Origin of the sequence: Rothia mucilaginosa (genome assembly GCF_001061665.1) — a bacterium.
Classification (GTDB): Bacteria; Actinomycetota; Actinomycetes; order Actinomycetales; family Micrococcaceae; genus Rothia; species Rothia mucilaginosa_A.
Map to the genome: position 1 here is coordinate 118,255 of NZ_JVSP01000014.1, position 23,268 is coordinate 141,522.

Sequence of the window (23,268 nt, forward strand, 5' to 3'; positions counted from 1 at the left end):
TGATCATCTATCCCTTTGATAATCAGGCGGCCGTGTCACTCTCCTTTCTTGGGGCCATTCTGGCGCTGGGCACCTACGGTATTCCGGTGATTCTCTGGTTCGTCTTCTTGATTATGGCCATCAGCAAGGTGTGCAAGAAATACTCCGAGGTGAGGGAACAGCGCTGGAACGCCGAGGATGCCCCCGCGTTCTGGTACTACCCCGTGTATATCGGCTAACCCCGCAGACCGCAAACCCGGCGAGCCGTGAAGTTTTTATCCGCCATCCCACCGAGGTTAACGCTCTATTTACCTTGCGCTGATAGGGTGGAGGCATCATAAGGGCTCCGGGGGCACCGGATGGGCGCCCCTCCCCGCCGTATTCGCTCATTGATTAAAGAAAGAACGAAGACAATGTCGCAGTATCCCGACGACCAGTACAACCAACCCCAGCAGCCTCCCTATGGCCAGCAGGTGCCGAACTACCAGGCCGGTTACCAGCAGAACTATTACCCGCAGGATTCCTACACTCTCGCCCCCTCCTCGGCGGACGATAAGAACATGGCGATTCTGGCCCACCTGGCCTCGGCCATTCTCTCGCTGCTGTCCTTCTCAACCCTGAGCGTGATTGCTCCGCTCGTGATGTGGTTCATCTACAAGGACAAGCCCGGCTACAACTTCACGAAGGAATCCGCCCGCCGCGCGTTCAACTTCAACTTCTCCCTGTGGGTCATTAGCGCCGCCGCCTGGCTGGCGATTGTGCTGACCTTCGGCATCCTCGGCCTCATCCTGTGGGTGGTGCCCGCGGTGGTGACCATCCTGATGGTCGTCTTCCACTCGCTGGCCGCCGTCGCAGCCGCTCGCTGCGACCTGTACGAGTACCCGATGACCTTCATCAAGATCATCAAGTAGTCTTCACGGCTTATACCGGTAGCGCCCCCGCCCGAATATCGGATGGGGGCGTTGCTGTGCCCGGGTATGGCACGCCTGTTGACCGTTCACACGGGACTTAAAGGGAACGGCACGGTATCATGGGAAGAGGTGTGCCTATTCACTCCACATTCACTCTACGGATGATGGGACGCCGCCGCGCCGTGAAATCCGGTGCGTCTCTTCGAAGCTTTCAAGGAGCACAAAATGTCAGCTGTCGTGATTGTGGGCGCCCAGTGGGGCGATGAGGGTAAGGGCAAGGCTACCGACCTGCTCGGCCCCCGCGTAGACTACGTGGTCAAGCCCAACGGCGGTAACAACGCCGGTCACACCGTGGTGGTGAACGGCCAGAAGTTTGAGCTGAAGCTGCTGCCCGCCGGTATTCTGAGCGACAACGCCGTCCCCGTGATTGGTAACGGCGTGGTCGTGAACCCCGAGGCTCTCTTCGCAGAGATCGAAGGCCTCGAGGCCCGCGGCGCTGACACCTCCCGCCTGAAGATTTCCGCTAACGCGCACCTGGTGGCACCCTACCACCAGACCATGGACAAGGTGACCGAGCGCTTCCTCGGCAAGCGCGCCATCGGCACCACCGGCCGCGGTATCGGCCCCGCCTACATGGACAAGGTTGGCCGCCTCGGCGTGCGCGTGCAGGACATCCTCGACGAATCCATCCTGCGCCAGAAGGTTGAGGGCGCGCTGCGCCAGAAGAACCAGCTGCTGGTGAAGGTCTACAACCGCCGCCACGTTGAGGTTGAGGAAATCGTCGAGTACTTCATGTCCTACGCCGAGCGCCTCAAGCCCATGATCGTGGACACCACCCAGCTGCTGAACAAGGCGCTGGACGAGGGTAAGACCCTGCTGATGGAGGGCGGCCAGGCCACCTTCCTGGACGTGGACCACGGCACCTACCCGTTCGTGACCTCCTCGAACCCGACCGCCGGCGGCGCCTGCGTGGGTTCGGGTGTGGGCCCGACCCGCATCACCCGCGTAATCGGTATCCAGAAGGCGTACACCACCCGCGTGGGTGCCGGCCCCTTCCCGACCGAGCTGTTCGATGAGATGGGCGACTACCTGCGCACCACCGGCGGCGAGTTCGGTGTGAACACCGGCCGCCCCCGCCGCTGCGGCTGGTACGATTCCGTGCTGGCACGCCAGGCCGTGCGCATCAACGGCTTCACCGACCTGTTCATCACCAAGCTGGACGTGCTGACCGGCCTGGAGAAGATTCCGGTCTGCGTGGCCTACGATGTGGACGGCGTGCGTCACGACGAGATGCCGATGACCCAGACCGATTTCCACCACGCCAAGCCGATTTACGAGTACTTTGACGGCTGGACCGAAAACATTTCGGATGCGAAGAGCCTGGATGAGCTGCCCGAGAACGCCCGCAAGTACGTGCTGAAGCTGGAGGAGCTCTCTGGCTGCCGTATTTCCGCGATTGGTGTGGGCCCGGACCGCGACCAGACCATTGTGGTTCGCGACCTCATCAACGAAGACTAAGCTCAAAAGCTCAATACGCGAAAGCCCCCGGAGGCTACCTTATAGGTGTCTTCCGGGGGCTTTCCCATACTATCGACAGGAGCGTGATCGGAGACTTATCACATGGCGGGTGGGAGGCGCCTGCGGGTGACTGCGGAGAGGTGCATCCCGTATGCTGGGTAAGGGCCACAAAAGTGGTGCTAGTGCGTTCAGAGGAGAAAAACGATGTCCTATATCACCGGAGCTATCTACCCGAGCTCGGACCGCCCTCAGCTGGGTGCCACCGAGGAAGAAACCCTCCGCGCCTACGCGGACAAGAACACCGCCGTAGCCCTCGGATACGCCAACCCCGACATCCACGAACTACACGCCCTGCAAAAAACCTTCAACCTGCACGAACTCGCCATCGAAGACGCCACCCGCGGCCACCAGCGCGCCAAGCTCGAACGCTACGGAGACTCCCTCTTCGCGGTCATCCGCCCCGCCATCTACCTCGACAAAGAAGAAGAAGTGCGTCTTAGCGAACTGCACCTCTTCACTGGCCCCCGCTACACCCTCGCACTCGTTCGCGACGAACAGCGCATCAACGACAAGTTCAACCTGCTCTACGCCACCCCCGATGCATCCCCCGCCCGACTGCTGCACCGCATCCTCGACAGCACTGTCGACAGGTACGCCCCCGTGCTCGAGGGACTCGAGAACGACAACGACGAGATTGAAGACATCCTCTTCTCCACCAACGAGCGGCGAGACGCCAACTCCCTCGCCCAGCGCATCTACGAGCTGCTCAACCAGGTCATCGACTTTCAGCGAGCCTGCCGACCCCTCGAACCGATGATGGGTCGCATCATTGAAGGCCTACGCACCGGCGCGCTCGACCCGTCCCCCTACCCGGGCGCGAGCCAGGGCGAGGTTGAAGACGAGGCCGTGGAGCTGGCCCGCCAGTTCCGCAACGTGCTCGACCACGTAACCCAAACAAAAGAACGCCTCGAAGACCTTCGCAGCTCCCTCGAAAACGCCCTGCGCGTGCACGACACCCTGCTCGGCCAGCAACAGAACGACGACACCAAACGAATCTCCGCCTACGCGGCACTCCTCATGGTGCCCACTATCGTTGGCTCGGTGTACGGTATGAACTTTGAGGTTATGCCCGAGCTCAAGTGGGAGTTCGGCTACCCCGCAGCCCTGCTGCTGATGCTGGTCTCCTGTCTGCTCCTCTACTGGTTCTTCAAGAAGAATAAGTGGCTCTAACAGTCCACAAAACGGCACTGGCTAGGCCTTTGAACGCGTATGCCGAGTAGGGCATACACACATGCCTTACGCGGCGCGGTCGTACTGGGCGCGCATCGCGCGGCGGCAATCGCGGCGCTCACGCTTGAACTTCGTGCACACAGCCTTCGGGTCGTCGAACATGGAGAAGTCCTTCGGCTCAGCCGCCAGACCCAAGGTCGACAGCTCAACCATCGAAAGCATCGCGTAGAACGTCTTGCGGCGCAGCTCAAAATTGCAGGCACCCGGAGCGGATTCCACCGCGAATACCGCATCGGTGCACTCCAGAGAACGCATGGCCCAGTGCTTGACCCACAGGTCACCATTGACCGGGCTCACGCCCAGGCGGGTCAGCGCCAGCCCGGTACCCTGCACGCGCTCAAAACGCAGGCACATCTCCAGGTCCTTCTCCAGGGGGAACACGAACAGCAGAGCGTTCTGCGCTGCCGCACGAAGCTCAGTCAGGTTCGCCTCGTAACCGGAAGCACCCTGAGTCAGCTGACGCATCACGCGGCCCATAGTGGAAGATACCGGCGCGGTACGGAAGCACGAACCTTCGGCAACCAGCTGTTCCAGAACGGTGCGGAACTCCTCCACCTCGAAGCGTTCCATACGCACCACGGTGCCGCACTGCATCAGCCAGTTGAACTCTTCATCACGACGAAGCTGCTCATCGGCAGTGCAAGAAATCTGCGCCTGTGCGTACTGGCCCTCGCGAGTGGTGTTTTCCATGACCGTTCCTTCCGTAGATGCTGAATTAATCCGCTGGCAACACCGCGGGAGGCGGTGTGCTCGGCCGGAAGGATCGTCCCTTCCAACACCTACACTCTATGAGCGACCCCTGACACGATAAGCGTTCTTTGTTTTACCCCCGGGTAAATCTAGAAAATATTTAACGCGCCGCCGGGCACCTCGCTGAGAGGCACCCGGCGGCGCGTTACAGGTTCGTGGTTTGCGGCGAAGGCTAGTGGCGCTGACGGTTCAGCAACCACAGCATATACAGGCCACCAATCGCACCCGTCACCAGGCCCACTGGAATCTGGAAGGGCGCCAGCGCGCGGGCCGCCACAAAATCGGCCAGCACCAGGATTGCCGCACCCATCAGGGCCGAATGCCACATGGCCGTGCCCGGCGTGCGCCAGAAGCGGCGCGCCAGCTGCGGGGCAATCAGCGCCAGGAAGCCAATCGGGCCCGCGACGGAAATCGCAATAGCCACCAGCAACACGGCGGCGGCCACCAGCAGGTTCACGCTCCTCCTGACCGGCAGGCCCAGACCCGCCGCCAGGTCGTCGCCGAGCTCCAGGGTGCGCAGGCGGCGCGTCAGCATCAAAATCAGGGGAATCGCAATCACCAGGATGACGGACTGCACCTCCATCTGCCCCCACGAGATGGCATTGAGCGAACCGTGCTGCCAGGTCTTCGCGGCTTCGGCCTTCTCCAGGTCGCCGCGCGTAATCAGGTAGTCGTTCACGGAGCTGAGCATCGCGCTCACCGCGATACCGATGAGCACCATCTTCTGACCCATCGTGGCGCCGCCGCCCAGGCCGGCCAATAGCATCACCACGGCCGCCGTCACGAAACCACCCAGGATGGCGCCCATGCCCATGCCCACGCCGGTTGCGGCCAACGGGCCGATGAGCACCACCGACAGGGCGCCGGTCGCGGAGCCCACCGTGAAGCCGATAATATCCGGCGAACCCAGAGCATTGCGCGACACCGACTGGAAAATCGCGCCCGACAGGCCCAGGGCCGCACCCACGACAAGGGCCGCGAGCATGCGGGGCAGTCGCTGATTGAGCACCAGCTGACGCTCAATCTCGGTTCCCTCGCCCTGGAATATCAGGCGGAAGACCTGCTCGGGGGTCATCTCGTAGCTCCCGTAGATCAGGGATGCGGCGGCCACCACCAGAATGAGTGCCACCACCAGCAGGGTGCGGGGAATCGGGGTGCGGTAGCGTCCCGGGATGCGGATGCGCCCGCCCGCAGTGCGGGAGGACATTGAAACAGTGCTCATACGTCTTTCACCACGCTAAATCGTTGCGCCAAACGGGAGTCTAGAATACGGGGCTGTGGCCGTGCTCGGGGGAGTGGGCGGGGCCCGCCTCGTCGTGGGCCTGCGCCTTCGCGCCCATGCGGCTCTTCTTCGCGCCCCTCGGACCGGTGCTCAGATGCATCACCAGGAGCATGAGCACGGGTGCGCCGATGAACGCGGTCACGATGCCCACCTCAAGCTCGCTGGGCACAACCAGCACGCGGCCTAGAATATCGGCGGCGAGCACGAGCGCCGGGCCGTACACGAGCGAGAGCGGTAGCACCCGCCCGATATCGGCGCCGGCCAGCAGGCGGATGACGTGGGGCACAACCAGACCCACGAAGCCGATGGGGCCGGCGATTGCGGTCGAGGCGCCGCAGAGCGCCATGATGGCCATGATGGTCGCGGCGCGCACCAAGGTGACGGGCACGCCCAGGCCGGCGGCCGCATCCTCACCGAGAGCCAGCGCGCGCAGCGGGCCGATCAGCATGAAGGAAAGCACCAGGCCCACCGCCACGAACGGCAGGGCCGAGAGCACCTGCTCGAAGGTGCGGTTTTCCAGGGAGCCGACCACCCAGAAGCGGTGCGAGTCGAAGGCTTTGGAGTTAAACATCGTGATGACGCCGGTAACGGTTCCCAGGCAGGCGTTGACCGCCACGCCGGTCAGCACGAGACGGGCCGTCGAGTCCAGGTTGGGTTTGGAGTCGACCAGGCCCATCATGAAGACGAGGGTTGCGGCCACGCCGGAACCCAGCAAGGCCAGCCACAGCTGCACGAATGGGGAGGACACTCCGAAGACACCCACGCCCACGACCACGGAGGCGGCCGCACCCGAGTTCACGCCCAGCAGGCCCGGCTCGGCCAGCGGGTTGCGGCTCAGCGCCTGCATGAGCACGCCCGATACCGCCAGGGCCGCACCCACCAGCAGCGCCGCGGCGGTGCGCGGTGCGCGTTTGGCCCAGATGAGCTTGGACTCGATGGTGTTCGCGTCCGGTTTCAGGAAGCCATCGACGGACCTATCCAGAGCGAACATGTGCGAACCCACCGCGAAGGAGAGAGCGCAGAGGAACACGAGCAGCAGGCATCCGAGGATGAGCGCGATGGTGACGCGCGAGATAGACGGCCCCTTACCGTTCTTGCCGCCGAGCTGGTCGGAGGAGCCGGAGAGCGCCCGAACCGCCGCGATGGATTCCTTGCTGGGGGCGGCGCGGTAGGCCGTGGTGCGCGCGGGGGCGCTTGCCGGGGTGGCTGCGGTGTTCTGTGGTGTCATCGTGGCTGCTTGTGGGTTGTCGTGCGGTTACCGTACAGGAGGTGAGGGTGAATTATTACGATGTTCAGGCAGTCCTAAACGTGAGATATGCAATAAAATCTGAGCCCTTTAGTATCCTACAGGTTTAGATGAGGCTATCCTAATATGCATGGCAAATATGACAAATAAGATCACCCGCCGCTCCTTCGGCGCACTCGCACTCGGCTCCTTCGGCGCCCTCGCCCTGGCGGCATGCGGCTCCTCCAACACTTCCGGCTCTTCCTCCTCCGCGTCTGCTTCTGCGACCGGTAAGAAGGTGGCACCCTCCGCCCTGCCCTCCGGCATGGGCACCACCACCGTTGACGGCGAATTCCCCCGCACCGTCAAGCACTTCCGCGGTGAAACCACCATCAAATCCGCACCCTCCAAGGTCGTGATTCTCTCCACCGGTCAGCTCGACGGCGTGCTCTCCCTGGGCGTCGTGCCGGTCGGCGCAGCAACCGCCGGTGACGCCGACCTGGTCCCCACCTACCTGAAGACTAAGTTCTCCGATAAGTCCGCAGAGCTCGACAAGATTGCTAAGGTCGGCAAGCGCACCGACCCGGACGTTGAGGCCATCGCAAACCTCAAGCCCGACCTGATCCTCATCAACAACACCAACAAGAAGGGCGAGCTGTACGAGTCCCTCGCGAAAATCGCGCCGACCGTGGTCACCGAGGGCACCGGCGTCAACTGGAAGCAGGACTTCCTGCTGATTGCCGCCGCGCTGGGCACCACCGAGAAGGCTGAGAAGCTCATGGAGGAGTACAACACCAAGGCGAAGTCGGTCGGTCAGAAGGCTGGCAGTGAGAAGACCTTCTCCTTCCTGTACGCTTCCGCTGACCGCACCCGCATCTTCGCGAAGTCCTCGTTCGTGGGCTCCATCTGCGCGGATGCGTCCCTGGCACGTCCCGCAGCTGCGCAGGTTGAGAAGACCTCCATCGACTTGAGCTCCGAGCAGCTTGACCAGGCTGACGGCGACTACCTGTTCTACGGTGTGCAGGGCGGCGACGAGTCCAAGCTGACCGGTGAGGCGCTGTGGAGCACCCTCAAGGCTGTTACCGAGAAGCACGCGCACAGCGTGGATTCTGACATGTTCTTCCTGAACGCTGGCCCGGCTGCCGCGCTTGGTGTTCTGGAGACCATCGAGAAGGCACTCTAAAGGTTCTAGCCTCTCGTAGAGATTCGCCGGGAAGCCCCGCATTCTTACCTCTCATGCCTGCGCATGAGGGTGAGGAGGCGGGGCTTTCTGCACGCTTGGCACCTGCTTTCGCACCTGGTTGTCGCCGCCGGATGCACTCGTGACCAGAATTGGTGCGCGCCCGCCCGAAATAGGGTCTAATGGGGGTAGAAGGCGTAGCGGTACCGTTGCCCGCGCCTGATACACCGAATCTTCCACACCGATTAATTCACCGACGAAACGAGCACGCAATGCCGAAGAACAAGCCCTCCGAAGAGACCCTGGCGCAGGCACGCCGCGTCATCGACGCACTCAACGAGCGTGGCGCCCGTAAGAAGGCTATTGCCCTAAAGCCCTTCGTTCCCGCCGAGCCCTTGCCGCAGACCGCATCCAAGTTTGGTGGCCGACCGTATCTGCCCGCTGGGGAGTCTGCGCCGACCAATGAGAAGGGTGAACCGCTGGGCATGATTGCGCAGATTAACTGCGCCGACCTGCCCGAGAATGACATCTACCCGGCGACCGGTCTGCTGCAGTTCTGGATTAACCCCAACGACGAGGAGTGCTTGTGGGGCTTTGACTACGAGAACCCTCTTTCGCAGAAGAACCACCGCATTGTCTACTACGAGACGTTGGGTGAGCCGAACCCGGATGCCCCGTTCCCGAACGTGGACTGGGACGAAGGCGGCTGGCCCTTTGGCCGTGACGGCAAGGGTACTGCCGAGGAGGTCGTCGAGTACGCGCTCGCCTTCGAGGCCTGGGAGCAGGGCTTCCTGGACGGTGGCTTCGAAATCTACGACCGGTTCGCTGACGCCTGGGACGAGATGTACCCGGACCAGAAGCTGCCCGAGGAACCGAACGCACGCGATGACGCCTCCTACAACCTGCTGGAGCCCTTCGAATCGGAGGAGAGGGATTACTCGCATATTGGTGGCTACCCCTCGTTCGTGCAGGAGGACCCGCGCGACGAGTTCGAGGAGTTGCGCGGCCACACCGTGAACCTGCTGACCATCGAATCGGAGTGGGGCGAGGACGCCGAGGAGGGCGTGTACGTGATGTGGGGTGACGCCGGTGCGGCGAACTGGCTGATTACTCCGGAGGCGCTGGCCGCCCGCGATTTCTCGCAGGTCGTCTTTGAGTGGGCTTGCGGCTAAGTAAGGTCTTGGCTGAGTAGCCGCAGGGGAGGGAAATAGAGAATAACCGCTCTATTTTCCTCCCCTTTTTTGTATACCTTTTATCGGGCACGTCTAAGCAGCGCGATACTTACGGTTCTTACTACGCGGCGGAGCCGTAGGAACAATCAGCTTCGCCTCCACAAGACGGCGCAGATCATTCGTAATGGAGGTACGTGAAGCGCCCCGACCCCAATGCTCTTGGATATACGCCGTGGAAACAGCCTCGCCCTGTAAACGCAGGCCGCGCACAATACCAGCCTGGCGTTCGCTAAGGTCGTCAAGCGACGCATCGGCGCCCGCCGGTTCGACGGCGTCGGCTGAATGTTTGCCCGTGGAATGGGGTGCTTGCTGAGTCTTATCCTCAGGCGCGGTCTTCTGTTCCGTAGAAGATACATCCTGCGAGGGCTGCATCAGAGTGACCTGCACATAGAGTAGACGGTCAGCAAACTGGGGAGCGGGTAGACCCGCCTCCTTCAGCGCGCGCAGAACCGTGGGAATACCGGAAGCCCTATTCTCTGCAATCAAACGCCCCGTACCCGGGTCGGGCAGATCAGTCAGAATACTTGCCAAGTAGCTGTTACGGGTTGAAGAAACACCGGGCTGACCAAAATCTCGGATAGTCACAGCACCGTAGATACCGCCCGGGCTACGCACCACCAGGCGGTTGGTGTAGAGCTCAACCTGCACCTGCGAGCCGCGCGCACCCGGCGAGTAGTCGCGGTGCATGAGAGCGTTAACCAAGAGCTCGCGGATAGCCTCCAGCGGATACTCGTAGCGCTCAACCCGCCCGATACCGCTACTGTTGAGGCCCTCCATCGTGGACGTTTTGCGCATATTGCGAACCAAAACGCCCATAGCTTCATCCAACATGGAGGGGATAGACCCGGTACAGCTGTGATTGTCCAGAAAACGTCGACCGTCCTCAGTGACCTCACCAAGCTCTTCACCGGGAAGAACAACAACGCTCATCATCAGCTGCGGGAAGAACGCCTGCGGGTAGGATCCCATGGCGAGAAGCGCCCCAAGAGTGGGCACTTCTCGGCCCTCAGAATCGATGCGTAGAATGCGTGCCTGCAGAAGAACCTCACGGTCAGAAAGCGCCGCAAAAACGCGAGGTTGCTCCTCCCGGAGGCGAGCGACATAGGCACTCACAAGGGTGGGAGAGAGGTCCTTGAAGCTTGCCTCGCTGACCAGCTCCTCGTCGTAGCGGGGCTGACTGCGGTTCTCTAGGAGGCGGTCAATCTCGTACTTGGTGAGGCGAATATCGGCCTCGCCGACGCGCTGGTAGGAGCCGTTATACATGCCGTGTGCTTCGATGTAGTAGGGCTTCTGCGTCGGGTCGCCGGGGAGCACATCGATGCGCACGATACGGTGCTGCTCGTCTGCCGCCTCAATCTGAATATCTACCGGGGGTCGAGGTGTGATCTTGGAACGGATTGCCTCAACGGATGCGTCGTGGACTGCCTGTGCGTTGAAACCTTCAACTGGCTGTAGACCTTCAGCCGGGTCGGTGAGGCCAAGAAGAATGGTGCCACCGTCTCCATTGGCGAAGGCACTAACGGTTTCAAGAACGGACTTGGGGAACCCGCCAGCTGCAGCTTTGACTTCTACTCGCCCGTTTTCAGCCTGGCTACGGCGTAGGTTTTCGATGAGTTCGGCGGTGTTTGTTTCCATGCATGCTCCCGATGGCTACTTCTTGGTGAACGTCATAGCAACGTCATAACAGCATCATAACAAGTTCTGCGATGATGTTGTTATGATCCTGCGATGATGTTGCTATGATGCGGTATTCTCACCACTTTTAGAATCTTAAAAACACCGGAATTGCAGGCTAAAACCGGGTGTTTCCATCGGTCTCATTGACCGCGCATCATAACAATCGTCATAACAACTTCTGTTATGACGGCTGATATGATGCCCCGCCTCACCGAAAACAGCCCGTCATAATCCGCAACAAACGACACATAGGTACCCGCACTTGGTGCACCCCCGCGCCGGTGGCACAGTATAAAGTCGAGCCACTATCGACTCCCCGCACACAGGCGGGCAGATACACCAGGAGCAAACCAATGGCTGAACACACTTTCGGCTTCCGAACCCGCGCACTGCACGCGGGCGGTACCCCCGACGCCGAGCACGGTGCCCGCGCGGTCCCTATCTACCAGACCACCTCCTTCGTCTTCAAAGACGCTGACGACGCCGCGAACCTCTTCTCCCTGCAGAAGTACGGCAACATCTACTCGCGCCTGTCGAACCCCACCGTCGCCGCCCTGGAGGAGCGCATCGCCTCCCTCGAAGGCGGCATCGGTGCGGTGGCCACCGCCTCCGGCATGGCCGCCGAGTTCATCACCTTCGCGGCGCTCTGCCAGCAGGGCGACCACATCGTCGCCTCCTCGCAGCTGTACGGCGGCACCGTCACCCAGCTGGACGTGTCCCTGCGCCGCTTCGGCATTGAAACCACCTTCGTGCCCGGTACCGACCCCGCCGACTACAAGGCGGCGCTGACCGAGAACACCAAGGCAATCTACACCGAGGTTGTCGCCAACCCCTCCGGCGAGGTTGCCGACCTGGAAGGTCTCGCAGAGGTCGCCCACGAGGCCGGCATCCCCCTGGTCGTGGACGCTACCATCTCCACCCCCTACCTGGTTCGCCCCCTCGAGCACGGCGCGGACATCGTTATCCACTCGGTCACCAAGTTCCTGGGTGGCCACGGCACCACCCTCGGCGGTGTCGTCGTCGAGTCCGGCCGCTTCAACTGGGGCAACGGCAACTTCCCGTCCATGACCGAGCCCGTGCCCTCCTACAACGGCGTGTCCTGGTGGGGTAACTTCGGCGAGTACGGCTTCCTCACCAAGCTGCGTTCCGAGCAGCTGCGTGACTTCGGCCCGTCGCTGAGCCCGCAGGCCGCGTTCTACCTGCTTCAGGGCGTCGAGACCCTGCCGCAGCGCATGGACGCTCACCTGGCTAACGCCAAGCAGATCGTCAACTGGCTGGTTGAGGATGAGCGCATCGCCTACGTGAACTATGCCGGCCTGGAAGACCACCCGCACCACGAGCGCGCGAAGAAGCTGCTGCCGCTGGGTGTTGGTTCCGTGTTCTCCTTCGGTGTGAAGGGCACCGAGAAGGCCTCGGGTCGCCTGGTCGGTGGCGAGTTCATCGGTGCGCTGCAGCTGGCAAGCCACCTGGCGAACATCGGTGACTCCCGCACCCTGGTTCTGCACCCGGGTTCGACCACGCACCAGCAGCTTTCGAGCGAGCAGCTTGAGGCCGCCGGCGTGGGCGAGGACCTGATCCGCATCTCTGTGGGTCTGGAAGACGTGGAAGACATCGTCTGGGACCTGGATCAGGCGCTGACCTACGCGACCGGCCTGAACCACGCCGGTGAGCGTGTGGGCGAGTCCAGCGCAGACAAGCTCGTGGAGGCCGAGGAGGCGGTTGCCGCCGCCAAGGCCGCCGAGGACGCTGCCGCCGCTGAAGCTGCTGGCGCATCCTGCTCCCTGCCTACTACCACTCAGGAGGAGAAGTAATGACTGAGAAGCGTACCTGGGTGGGTCCTTCCGCCCCTGAGCGTCTGAACATTCTGCGTAATACCCGCACCATCGCGATCGTGGGTATGAGCGATAAGATTTCGCGCGCCTCCTACTTCGTGGCGACATATCTGCAGTCGGCATCGCCGTACAAGCTGTATTTTGTGAACCCGATTCTGGCGGCGAAGGGCAAGCTTGTGCTGGGTCAGCCGGTGTACCCGTCGCTGCAGGACCTGCCGGAGGTCCCTGACCTGGTGGAGATTTTCCGCCGTAACGAGGACCTGCCGGGCGTGGTTCAGGAGGCCGTGGATCTGGGCGCGAAGACCGTGTGGATGCAGTTGGGCTCCTGGAGTGAGGAGGCTGCCGCGATTGGTGAGGCTGCCGGCCTGAACGTGGTGATGGATAAGTGCGTGAAGATTGAGCATGCGCGTTTCCACGGTGGCCTGCACCTGGCTGGTTTCAATACGGGCGTGATTTCTTCGAAGCGTCAGGTGCTGTCGAAGTAAGCAGCCTGTGCTGTGTAAGCCGCTGCGGCTTGTAATTACAAAAATCAGGCGCTTGCAAGCGTTTGAATGGAGAGGGGCGTGCCCGGGGTGATTCCCGGGTGCGCCCCTCTTATGTGTCCGATGTGTCGGGGGGGCTCCTCTGCAAGCGGTATCGCCCCTTGTGGGGGAGCGGTTCAGCTTGAAGGTAAACCTACCCTTACGCTTTCGCGCCGTGAGCCGGTATCCTAGATGGAAGCCCGGGGGCCGGTACTCAGCACACACGTGTACCGACTGCCGGGTCTTTTCACGCGCGAAATATGACGAAATATATGTCTAAAATGTCGAAATATAACGCCGTTTTTCGGTCATAAAAAGTCACTCGGTCACAGAAAAGAAAAAACTAGTCAGCACCCCAAAAGAGCCCTAAGCTGACAGTGTATTTATCCCTGCATTTTATGCCCAACCTTAGCCGAGGACAGCATGACCGGATTCACGACGAAGGCAATTCACACCACGGACCGCGACAACCCGTACGGCTCCATCCTGCCTCCGATCTACACGACCACCACCTACGCCCAGCCCTGTGACGGCACCGAAGGCCCCTACGATTACCAGCGCGGCGGCAACCCCACCCGCGCGGCCCTCGAAACCACGCTCGCAACCCTCGAAGGCGCCAAGCACGCCTTCGCCTACCCCTCCGGAATGGGCGCCACCGCTGCCGCCCTCGGCATCCTCAAGGAAGGCGAAACCCTGCTGCTGGGCATGCCCTCCTACGGCGGCACCTACCGCTTCGCGACCATCGAGCTGCCCGCTCGCGGCGTCAAGACCCGCTTCATCGGCGACTTCACGGCCCTCACCGACGAGGACTTCGCCGACAACGTGACCATGGTGTTCCTGGAGAGCCCCTCCAACCCGCTGCTGCGCGTGAGCGACATCGCCGCCATCGCCGAAATCGCCCACCGCAACGGCGCAATCGTGGTCGTCGACAACACCTTCATGACCCCGCTGCTGCAGAAGCCCCTCGACCTGGGCGCAGACATCAGCGTGCAGTCCGCCACTAAGTACCTGGGCGGCCATGCCGACCTGCTCGGAGGCGTCGCCGCAACCAACGACGACGCGCTCGCCGAGCGCCTCTGGCACCTGCAGATGATTACCGGCGCAATGCTTTCGCCCACCGACTCCTACCGCCTGCTGCAGGAGGTCAAGACCCTCAAGCTGCGCCTGACCCAGCAGCAGAAGAACACCATCGAGGTCATCAACTACCTGGAGGCGCACCCCGCCGTGAAGCGCGTGCTCTACGCGGGTTCGCACAGCGAGTACGAGGCGCAGGTGCACGCCCGCCAGGCGAACGGCCTGGGCGCGCTCATCTCCATGGAGCTGGTGGACGGCGCTGATCTGCCCGCCTTCCTCGAAGCCCTGAAGATTTTCAGCCACGCGGTGAGCCTGGGCGGTATCGAGTCGCTGGTGGTTCGTCCCGCGCTTATGGTGCAGGCCGCCTACACTCAGGCGCACCGCGACGAGTACGGCGTGAGCGACAACCTCATTCGCCTGGCCATCGGCATCGAGGAGATTGAGGACATCATCGAGGATTTGGAGCGCGGCCTGACCGCAGCCCTGGCGCATCAGGCATAGTCCCTGAACATGAGGCACTGCACGACCGTATCGCGTGATTCGAGGTGCCCCAAATACGCGGTGTAATGTCACTCAAAATACCCGGATTAATATATTTCTTTCACCGTAAAAGAATGTTTTAATGCGGGTATTTTGTGCGCCCTCAACGCATTTTTATATGACGTTGCGTGAACATATTAACCCCCGTGACTCGGGGCTAGAACGGCATAAAAAATGCGGGTAGGGTAAATCCCGGATACACGACGACACCCAGCAGCTACACCCGCGTTCGGGGTAGCCCGAACGGAAGAGAACCACCATGAGCCAGCAGAACCAGCTCGAACCGACCGGTTTCACGACCCGCACCATCCACGCCGTGCACGATGCCCGCTACGATGCGTCCGTGCCGCCGGTCTACTTGGCGAGCACCTTCGGTACCGCCGGCGAGGACACCACCTACATGTACCAGCGCGGCGCGAACCCCACCCGCGATGACCTGCAGGCGACCCTCGCCGCCCTCGAGGGTGCGGAGCACGCCTACGCGTACCCCTCCGGCATGGCGGCAACCGCGGCGGCTCTTGGCGTTCTGGAGGCGGGCGACACCCTGCTGCTGGGCATGCCGACCTACGGCGGCACCTACCGCTTCGCGACCACCGAGCTGACTAAGCGCGCCGTGAAGACCCGCTTCATCAGCGACTTCACGACCCTGAGCGATGAGGACTTCACCCCGGACGTGAAGGTCGTCTTCCTCGAGACTCCCACGAACCCCACCCTGCAGGTCACCGACATTGCCGCTATTGCGGAGCTGGTGCACCGCCACGGCGCCCTGCTGATCGTGGACAATACCTTCATGACGCCCTACCTGCAGCGTCCCCTGGAACTCGGCGCGGACATCACCGTGCAATCTGCCACCAAGTTCCTGGCCGGCCACGCAGACCTGCTCGCCGGTGTTGCGGCGACGAACGACCCCGACCTGGCCGTTCTGCTGCACCGCGGTCAGCTCGTCAGCGGCGCGCTGCTGCCCCCGATTGACTCCTACCGCCTGCTGCAGGACGTGAAGACCCTGGCCCTGCGCCTGGAACGCCAGCAGCAGAACGCCCGCGAGCTCATCGAGTTCCTCTCCGAGCGCCCCGAGGTCGAGAAGATTTTCTACGCCGGCAACTCCTCCGAGGAACAGACGGAGGTGCAGTCCCGCCAGGCCCGCGGCATCGGCTCCGTCTTTTCGCTGCTGCTCAAGGACGGCGGCGATGCGCAGGCCTTCGCCCGTGCCCTGCCCATCTTCGTGAACGCCGTGAGCCTGGGTGGCATCGAATCGCTCGTGAGCCTGCCCGCGCACACCACGCACGGCGCCTACGCCCAGGAGCACCGCGACGAGTTCGGCGTGGATGACCGCCTCATGCGCCTGGCCATCGGCATTGAGGATGTTCAGGACCTCATCGCGGCCCTGGAGATTGGCTTGAAGGCCGCCTTCGCCGGCTAGGTTCGTGCCGCCGGTCCATACCGCGGATTTCAACTTTCACACCACACATCAACGTAGATTAAGGAACCAAGAATGACCGTTCTCAACACCTCCGCCGTGCTGAACCGACGCTCCCTGCTACTGGGCGCGGCCCTCGCCGGAACCACCGGCCTGCTCGCCGCCTGCTCCGGCGGTAACGGATCCAGCTCGGGCTCCGCACAGAGCTCCTCCAACCTGCTGGAGTCCATCAAGTCCGCGGGCAAAATCCGCATCGGTGTGGAGGGTACCTACCGCCCCTACACCTACCACGACGCCTCCGGTAAGCTCGCCGGCTTCGAGTACGACATCGCCGAAACCCTCGCCAAGGACCTGGGCGTGACCGCCGAGTACATCGAAACTCCCTGGGACTCACTTATCGCCGGCGTGGACGCGGGCCGCTACGACATCGTGCTCAATAACGTGGCACCCACCGAGGAGCGCAAGAAGAAGTACGACTTCTCCGTGCCCTACGCGCACTCCCGTGCCCGCGTGGGCGTGAAGAAGGACTCGAGCCTGAAGAACGCCTCCGAAATCTCCGGCCACACCGCCGCCCAGAGCGCCACCAGCAACTACCGCAAGCTCGTAGAGGAACGCGGCGCCACCATCATCGAAGTCACCGGCTTTGACGAGGCTATCGAGCAGGTGCTCACCGGCCGTGCCGAGCTGACCGCCAACGACTCCGTGTCCTTCGCCGAGTACTTCAAGGAGCACCCGGACGCCAACCTGCGCCTGCTGGAGGGTGAGGTCGGCCCCGGCACCAACGTCGCCGTTCTGCTGCCCAAGAACCAGACCGCGCTGAAGGATGCGATTGACGCCTCCATCAAGAAGCACCTGAGCAACGGCGATTTCAAGGCAATCTTCGAGAAGCACGTGAGCGAGGACCTGAGCCCCGCCTCCTAAGCTTCTTGGAGCAGCCTTCTCGGAGGCTCGAAAAAGCCCAGCCTTCCAGGACTTCCGACACCGCTCGTGGTTGATGTCTCAGCCGCTTTTCCCGTATTGATGAGAGAATATGACGGAATATTACGTTGAATTCTCTCGGGTTGGGAATAGCTGTAGGATAGCCAGCGTTGCACCCGCTAAGAAGGGGCACCCCGCATGATGCCCCGAGTAAACACAGGGTGACAGCCCGCAACTACAAGAGCATCAACTACGACGCAAAGGAAGAACCATGTCCGCAATGATTAACCGCCGCACCGTCCTCGCAGGCACCGCCTTCACCGGCCTGGCAGCCCTGCTCGCCGCCTGCGGCTCCAACGGCGGCAGCACCGCATCCAGCACCAACAAGCTGGAGGCTATTAAGTCTGCCGGCAAGATTCGTGTGGGCCTGGAGGGTACTTACCGCCCCTTCTCCTTCCACGACTCGAACGGTACCCTGGTCGGTTTCGAGAAGGAAATCGTCGACCTGATCGCCAAGGACCTGGGCGTGACCGCCGAGTTCATCGAAACCCCCTGGGATTCGCTGATTGCAGGTGTGGACGCCGACCGCTACGACATCGTCATCAACAACGTCTCCGCAACCGACGAGCGTAAGCAGAAGTACGACTTCTCCGTACCTTACCTGTACTCCGAGCCGAAGGTCGCCGTGAAGAAGGACTCTTCCCTGCAGAACGTGAGCGAGATTTCCGGCCACTCCTCGGCGCAGTCCGAGACTTCGAACTTCCGCAAGATGGTGGAGGCTAAGGGCGCCTCGATCGTGGTTGTTTCCGGTTTCGATGAGGCCATCGAGCAGGTCCTCTCGGGGCGCGCCGAGATGACCGCGAACGACTCCGTGTCCTTCGCTGAGTACTTCAAGGAGCACCCGGACGCCAACCTGCGCCTGCTCTCCGGTGACCTGGGCACCGGCAGCAACTCCTCCATCCTGATGGCTAAGGGCCAGGACGCCCTGCGCAACGCCATCGACGAGTCGCTGAAGAAGCACCTGGAGAACGGCGACATCAAGGCGATTTACGAGAAGTACGTGGGCGAAGACCTCTCCCCGAAGAACTAATACTTTCTATAAGGAGCTGAGTTCCGCGCATGGAACGCTACCTCAACCTCTGGGCAGAATCGCTGCCGCAACTGCTGACCGCAACGGTGGCAGTGACCATTCCGCTATCGCTCATCTCCTTCGCGCTGGCGCTGCTGGTGGGCATCGTGTCCGCCGGCGCGCGCACGAGCCGCTTTGCCCCGGTGAACTGGCTGGCGTGGCTGTACATCTGGGTCTTCCGCGGCACCCCGCTGCTGGTGCAGCTGTTCATCGTCTTCTACGGCCTGCCGAAAGTCGGTATCGCCCTGGACGTGTGGAGCGCCGCCATCATCACGATGAGCCTGCACACCGGCGCGTACGTGGCTGAGACCTTCCGTTCCGCCGTGGCGGCTATCCCCGGCGGCCAGTTTGAGGCGGCAGCGACCCTGAACTTCACCCGCATGCAGACCCTGCGCTACGTCGTGATTCCGCAGGCGGTGCGCATCGCACTGCCGAACCTGGGCAACAACTTCATCGACCTGATCAAGGGCACCTCGCTGGTGTCGGTCATCTCGATGGTCGATCTGTTCCAGACCGGCAAGCAGATTGCTTCGCGTACCTTCGAGCCGCTGGCAATGTACTCTGAGGTCGCCCTCGTCTACCTGGTGATTTTTACCGTGCTGACCGCCGCGCAGTCGGCTCTGGAGAAGTACAGCAACCGTTACGTAAGGAGCCGCAATGCTTAGCGTGGAATCCCTCTCGAAGAGCTTCGGTGAGACGCAGGTTCTCAAGAACATCAACCTGGACATCCCCAGCGGCGAAACCACCGTCATTCTGGGCCCCTCCGGTAGCGGCAAGTCGACCCTGCTGCGCTGCCTGAACCTGCTGGAAACCCCGCAGTCCGGCACGCTCACCATTGACGACGCGCAGGTGGACTACAGCCAGAAGCTCACCGACGCGCAGGTGCGTGATATCCGCTCCCGCTCGGCCATGGTGTTCCAGCAGTTCAACCTGTTCCCGAACTACACGGCGCTGAAGAACGTGGCGCTCGCCCCGACCCTCAACGGCACCCTGGACGCCAAGCAGGCGCAGGAGCGTGCCCGCGAGCTGCTCGCCAAGGTGGGCCTAGCCGATAAGACCGGCTCCTACCCGGAGTCGCTCTCGGGCGGTCAGCAGCAGCGCGTGGCGATTGCCCGCGCCCTGGCGCTGGAACCGGCATACCTGCTCTTCGACGAGCCGACGAGCGCCCTGGACCCCGAGCTTGAGGCCGAGGTGATTCGCGTGCTCATGCAGCTGGCGAAGGAAGGCCGCTCCCTGGTCATCGTGACGCACAATATGGCGTTCGCGAAGAAGGTCGCGGACCGCATCGTGTTCCTGGAGAACGGTACGCTGCGCTACAACGGCGAGCCGACCGGCTTCTTTGCCTCGGACGACGAGCGCATCCGCAAGTTCCTGACCGTGTACGACAGCACCGAGTACACCATCTAGCCTGCCGCACTAGCCCTGCCTCAGCGCATGGCGGCGGAGCCCAAAACGGAAGGGTGGGCCGGTTCCCTACGGGGATACCGACCCACCCTTCCGCTATTTTTCGTCCCTGCGGGGCCTGGTTCGCGCCTTAGCGCGGCGGTACTCATCCAGTTGCTCGGGGCTGACCACCTGCAGCTGATCGGTGAGCGGCTCACCCGGCGACCAGCCCTCGTTATGCACCGCGCTTTCTTTGCGGTTGAAGAAGGTGAACAGGCGCGGGCGGTGCACATGCAGGCCGCCCGGGGTGGTGGGCAGCTGCCAGTTCCGCGCGTGGGAGAGCACGCCCAGTATCAGGCACAGGAGGATGGACAGCGCCATCGCCAGGTTTGGGCGGTGGAAAAGGCCCGTCACGAGGGCCGTCTCCGCGGCGCCGACTAGGGCGACGGTCGCGTACAGGGAGTTACCGCCAAAAATCGCGGGAATACGGTTGACCATGATGTCGCGAATCAGGCCGCCACCCACGGCGGTGGTGATGCCCAGGGTAATGGACGGCAGCCAGTGCAGGCCCAGGTTCAGGGACTTGATGGTGCCGGTCGCAGCCCAACACCCCATGCCCACGAAGTCCACGACGAGCAGGGTGCGGGTTGCCCAGCGGGCGCTCAGATCAATGCTGTACGCCAGGATGGACGAGCCGATTGCGCCAATCCAGTAGCCGCCGTCGGTGAGCGCCACGGGCAGGCCCGAGTTCAGCAGCACGTCACGAATCAGGCCGCCGCCCATACCGCAGGCAACGGCGAGCAGCAGGAAGCCCACAATGTCGAACCGGAAGGCGCGCGCCACGGCACCGCCGAGCAGGCCGTTGGCGACAACGGCGGCAATGTCGACGATGCGGAATACCTGGTCGGGGTCAAAGAACTCATGCATGGGCGTTCTCCTGCGTATGTGATGCGTGTGCTGTGGGTGTCGGTAGGGGAAGTGCGCGCAACGGGGGGGTCGGGTGACGACGTTATCACCGCATCCGGCTCTGTTTGCCTGTGCGCGTACCTGAATTGGCACCGATTTATTGTAGCCCCGGGTTCGGCAACGCTCCTAGTTGAGAGCGAGTCAAATCGGGGAACGGACCCCAAGCCCCGAGCCTCGAGCGGTTCGGCGGGCGGATGTTTCATTTCCGTGGGGCCCCGCGCGGGCGTACACTGGTTAACCGCCCGTTTTATCCGCCCACGGGTTTTTCTATGCCCTCTTGCGGAGGAATCACCTCGCCGCGAGGGCCACGGGCGGTACCACGCAGACATAATCTCATACAGTATCGCTGAGGCGCGAGCATGCCCCGCGCCTCAAGAATTAAGGACATATGGCCTCATCTCTAACGAATTCTGAGACGGCTACTGACGCATCCACCGCCTCGTCCACTTCTCACTCAACCTCTCGGGGCGCAGCAGAGCCCCACACGGCCCACCCCGATAGCTACGGGGCGAAGCGCACCCTTCTGCTGTACATCACGCTCAGTGCTCTCATGGCCTGCACGGCCCTCGCGACGGATATTTTCCTGCCGGGCGTTCCCGAAATCACCGCGGAACTCGGTTCCGGCGAAGAACTCATGATTACCAGCTTCCTGCTGGGTTTCGCGCTGGCTCAGCTGATTCTGGGCCCGGTGAGCGACCGCGTTGGCCGTAAGATTCCACTCTCTGCGGGCATGATTGTTTTTGCCCTCGGCGCCGCATGGTGTGCTGTTGCTGACACCATGCCGGAGCTCATCATCGCCCGTATTCTGCAGGCCGTTGGCGCATGCACCGGACCCATGCTGGCGCGCGCCATCGTGCGTGACCTCTACGAGGGAACTCGCGCCGCGCAGGTGCTCTCCACGCTCATGCTGATTATGGCGCTCGCCCCGATTCTCGGGCCGCTCATGGGCGGTTTCCTGGTGGTGGCTGGCGGCTGGCGCTGGACTTTCTGGGCTATTGCTGCCGTAGCGCTCATTATTTTCGGGCTGATTCTGTTCCTGCCCGAGTCCCTGCCCCCGGCTAAGCGCGATAGCGGCTCGATTCTTTCGGCGTTTGTGAACTACCCGGTGCTCTTTAAGAACGGCCCGTTCATGCGTTACGTGCTGTGCGTGTGCTTCTACTACATTTCCATTTACGCGTTTATCACGAACTCTTCGACCGTGTACATCACCCACTTCGGCGTGGATCCGCGCTACTACGGTCTGCTGTTCGGAATGAACATGATTGGCGTGATGAGCCTGACCGCTTTCAACAAGCGGTGGGTGAAGAACTACAGCCTGCGCGGCATCCTCAAGGTCGCCACCCTGGTTGCCACTGTGGCGGGTGTGGCGCTTGCTACCACTGGCGTGACCGGTGTGGGTGGCCTGTGGGGTGTGGTGGTCACGGTGTTCTTCGTGTTCGGCATGAACGGTGTGGTGGCGGCCTGCACGAACGCGGCAGCTTTGAACTCGGTGGAGCCCGCTGTTGCCGGTACCGCCGCGGCGCTGCTGGGTTCCTTCCAGTACGGTAGCGGCATCATTTCTTCGCTGCTGTTGGCGTTGAGCCCCCTGAACGCGGTGGAGTCCATGGCAATCATGATGTTTGCCGGTACGGCGCTGTCGGCGCTCATGGTGTGGTTGCCCTCGCGTAGCCGGAACGCTCGCTAAGCTGGAGCTAGACGAATACTAGAGGCATGTGGCCCGGTCGTTTGATAGACCGGGCCACATCGCAAATCGTTATCTGCGTAAGGTGAAAGGAGCCGCCGTGGCGGTATCTCGCGGCGAAGTTTTCGGGGTCCTGCAGGGGATTGTACCCCGTCTGGAGGAGGCGCTTCCCGGCTGGTCGGTGCGTCCCAACATCACGGGGACCGGCGCGGTGGGGCTCTATCTGGACGGTCCCGATCTGCCCCTGGCCGGCGTGAACGTCGAGGGTGAGCCGGTCGCGCGGCACCTGTGCGGCACGATTCAGACCGCCGACCGCGGCCTGCCGCAGGAGCTGGGGCAGGTGCGTTACCAGTACATCCTGGGCGTGAGCGTGGCGGAGCACGAGAGCGAGTACCCCGAACTGGCCGACCTGGCGAGAGTGGGGGAACCGAGCTGGGTTCCCGCGTTGAGGGCCCTGGAGGCTCTGGTCGAGTCCGAGGGCCGCGAGGCGCTGTTCATCAGCCGCGGCGGTTATGTGCCCGGTCGTCGGGCTTTGGGGAAACGCCGTGTGGCGCTGCGGCGCGAGTTCTTCCCCGGCAAACCCTGGCTGGGTCTGGGCACGATTGACTGGTGCGCGGGCGTGCGCTCGACCCCGGTGTACGCCGAGGACCTGGCGTCTCTGGTTGCCGCGGCGACGCGCCTGGCGAGCGGCTGGGATGCCGCCCTGCGCACTGGCGCTGCGGACAGCCAAAAGTAGTTAAAACAAAGCGGCGCATCCGACCCG

The 23,268-nt window shown here is 62.5% G+C and carries 21 protein-coding genes; 16 read left to right on the forward strand and 5 right to left on the reverse strand.

Annotated features, from left to right (window positions below; translation table 11 throughout):
* Nucleotides 1-32 precede the first annotated feature (32 nt).
* The 4 genes from ADJ95_RS06850 to ADJ95_RS06865 all read left to right on the forward strand — a co-directional run bounded on the left by ADJ95_RS06850 (nt 33) and on the right by ADJ95_RS06865 (nt 3,638).
* Complete coding sequence (locus tag ADJ95_RS06850; protein WP_152691723.1) at nt 33-218, forward strand: hypothetical protein; 186 nt, start codon at nt 33-35, stop codon at nt 216-218.
* A gap of 174 nt (nt 219-392) precedes the next feature.
* Nucleotides 393-890, forward strand: coding sequence for a DUF4870 domain-containing protein (locus tag ADJ95_RS06855; RefSeq protein ID WP_049333883.1), 498 nt, complete (start codon nt 393-395; stop codon nt 888-890).
* A 225-nt stretch (nt 891-1,115) separates the two neighbouring features.
* The gene (locus ADJ95_RS06860) at nt 1,116-2,408 is read left to right on the forward strand and encodes an adenylosuccinate synthase (protein ID WP_049333885.1); all 1,293 of its coding nucleotides are present in this window, start codon (nt 1,116-1,118) and stop codon (nt 2,406-2,408) included.
* Nucleotides 2,409-2,612: 204 nt separating this feature from the next.
* Complete coding sequence (locus ADJ95_RS06865) at nt 2,613-3,638, forward strand: magnesium and cobalt transport protein CorA (protein ID WP_049333886.1); 1,026 nt, start codon at nt 2,613-2,615, stop codon at nt 3,636-3,638.
* Between the two features lie 66 nt (nt 3,639-3,704).
* Here ADJ95_RS06865 and ADJ95_RS06870 read toward each other — a convergent pair whose 3' ends face one another.
* The 3 genes from ADJ95_RS06870 to ADJ95_RS06880 all read right to left on the reverse strand — a co-directional run bounded on the left by ADJ95_RS06870 (nt 3,705) and on the right by ADJ95_RS06880 (nt 6,958).
* On the reverse strand, nt 3,705-4,388 hold the full coding sequence (locus ADJ95_RS06870; protein ID WP_049333889.1) for a hypothetical protein: 684 nt from the start codon (nt 4,386-4,388) through the stop codon (nt 3,705-3,707).
* A gap of 232 nt (nt 4,389-4,620) precedes the next feature.
* Complete coding sequence (locus ADJ95_RS06875) at nt 4,621-5,670, reverse strand: FecCD family ABC transporter permease (RefSeq protein ID WP_053088820.1); 1,050 nt, start codon at nt 5,668-5,670, stop codon at nt 4,621-4,623.
* Nucleotides 5,671-5,710: 40 nt separating this feature from the next.
* Nucleotides 5,711-6,958 (reverse strand): FecCD family ABC transporter permease, encoded by a 1,248-nt coding sequence (locus ADJ95_RS06880; RefSeq protein WP_049333893.1) that lies wholly within the window; start codon nt 6,956-6,958, stop codon nt 5,711-5,713.
* Nucleotides 6,959-7,115: 157 nt separating this feature from the next.
* Here ADJ95_RS06880 and ADJ95_RS06885 point away from each other — a divergent pair, with 157 nt between their 5' ends.
* Both ADJ95_RS06885 and ADJ95_RS06890 read left to right on the forward strand, forming a co-directional pair.
* Entirely contained in the window at nt 7,116-8,138 is a 1,023-nt protein-coding gene (locus ADJ95_RS06885) for an iron-siderophore ABC transporter substrate-binding protein (protein WP_065423996.1), read from the forward strand.
* Between the two features lie 269 nt (nt 8,139-8,407).
* Nucleotides 8,408-9,307 carry a YwqG family protein gene (locus ADJ95_RS06890; RefSeq protein WP_049333898.1) on the forward strand — a complete coding sequence of 300 codons (900 nt, stop codon included), beginning with the start codon at nt 8,408-8,410 and terminating at the stop codon, nt 9,305-9,307.
* Nucleotides 9,308-9,400: 93 nt separating this feature from the next.
* Here the strand turns inward: ADJ95_RS06890 and ADJ95_RS06895 are convergent, their stop codons facing one another.
* Nucleotides 9,401-11,002 (reverse strand): ATP-binding protein, encoded by a 1,602-nt coding sequence (locus ADJ95_RS06895; RefSeq protein WP_049333899.1) that lies wholly within the window; start codon nt 11,000-11,002, stop codon nt 9,401-9,403.
* A 395-nt stretch (nt 11,003-11,397) separates the two neighbouring features.
* On the opposite strand from ADJ95_RS06895, the gene ADJ95_RS06900 reads away from it, so the two are divergent.
* From ADJ95_RS06900 to ADJ95_RS06935, 8 genes are all read left to right on the forward strand, one after another.
* Nucleotides 11,398-12,855 (forward strand): O-acetylhomoserine aminocarboxypropyltransferase/cysteine synthase family protein, encoded by a 1,458-nt coding sequence (locus ADJ95_RS06900; RefSeq protein WP_049333901.1) that lies wholly within the window; start codon nt 11,398-11,400, stop codon nt 12,853-12,855.
* Nucleotides 12,855-13,361 carry a CoA-binding protein gene (locus tag ADJ95_RS06905; RefSeq protein ID WP_005509183.1) on the forward strand — a complete coding sequence of 169 codons (507 nt, stop codon included), beginning with the start codon at nt 12,855-12,857 and terminating at the stop codon, nt 13,359-13,361. Before ADJ95_RS06900 ends, ADJ95_RS06905 begins: the two co-directional genes overlap by 1 nt.
* A gap of 459 nt (nt 13,362-13,820) precedes the next feature.
* On the forward strand, nt 13,821-14,972 hold the full coding sequence (locus tag ADJ95_RS06910) for a trans-sulfuration enzyme family protein (protein ID WP_049333904.1): 1,152 nt from the start codon (nt 13,821-13,823) through the stop codon (nt 14,970-14,972).
* 298 nt (nt 14,973-15,270) lie between these two features.
* Complete coding sequence (locus tag ADJ95_RS06915; protein ID WP_049333906.1) at nt 15,271-16,431, forward strand: trans-sulfuration enzyme family protein; 1,161 nt, start codon at nt 15,271-15,273, stop codon at nt 16,429-16,431.
* A 72-nt stretch (nt 16,432-16,503) separates the two neighbouring features.
* Complete coding sequence (locus tag ADJ95_RS06920) at nt 16,504-17,349, forward strand: transporter substrate-binding domain-containing protein (protein WP_049333909.1); 846 nt, start codon at nt 16,504-16,506, stop codon at nt 17,347-17,349.
* A 268-nt stretch (nt 17,350-17,617) separates the two neighbouring features.
* On the forward strand, nt 17,618-18,436 hold the full coding sequence (locus ADJ95_RS06925; RefSeq protein WP_049333911.1) for a transporter substrate-binding domain-containing protein: 819 nt from the start codon (nt 17,618-17,620) through the stop codon (nt 18,434-18,436).
* A gap of 29 nt (nt 18,437-18,465) precedes the next feature.
* Nucleotides 18,466-19,140, forward strand: a complete 675-nt coding sequence (locus ADJ95_RS06930; RefSeq protein WP_049333913.1) for an amino acid ABC transporter permease — start codon at nt 18,466-18,468, stop codon at nt 19,138-19,140.
* Nucleotides 19,133-19,882: an amino acid ABC transporter ATP-binding protein gene (locus ADJ95_RS06935; protein WP_049333915.1), complete on the forward strand. Its 750-nt coding sequence runs from the start codon at nt 19,133-19,135 to the stop codon at nt 19,880-19,882. The genes ADJ95_RS06930 and ADJ95_RS06935 overlap by 8 nt, the downstream gene beginning before the upstream one ends.
* Before the next feature lie 93 nt (nt 19,883-19,975).
* Here the strand turns inward: ADJ95_RS06935 and ADJ95_RS06940 are convergent, their stop codons facing one another.
* Nucleotides 19,976-20,785 (reverse strand): trimeric intracellular cation channel family protein, encoded by an 810-nt coding sequence (locus ADJ95_RS06940; protein ID WP_049333917.1) that lies wholly within the window; start codon nt 20,783-20,785, stop codon nt 19,976-19,978.
* A 427-nt stretch (nt 20,786-21,212) separates the two neighbouring features.
* Here ADJ95_RS06940 and ADJ95_RS06945 point away from each other — a divergent pair, with 427 nt between their 5' ends.
* Nucleotides 21,213-22,508, forward strand: a complete 1,296-nt coding sequence (locus tag ADJ95_RS06945) for a multidrug effflux MFS transporter (RefSeq protein WP_239662814.1) — start codon at nt 21,213-21,215, stop codon at nt 22,506-22,508.
* Between the two features lie 97 nt (nt 22,509-22,605).
* Nucleotides 22,606-23,241 (forward strand): hypothetical protein, encoded by a 636-nt coding sequence (locus ADJ95_RS06950; RefSeq protein ID WP_049333919.1) that lies wholly within the window; start codon nt 22,606-22,608, stop codon nt 23,239-23,241.
* The last annotated feature ends 27 nt before the right edge of the window (nt 23,242-23,268 follow it).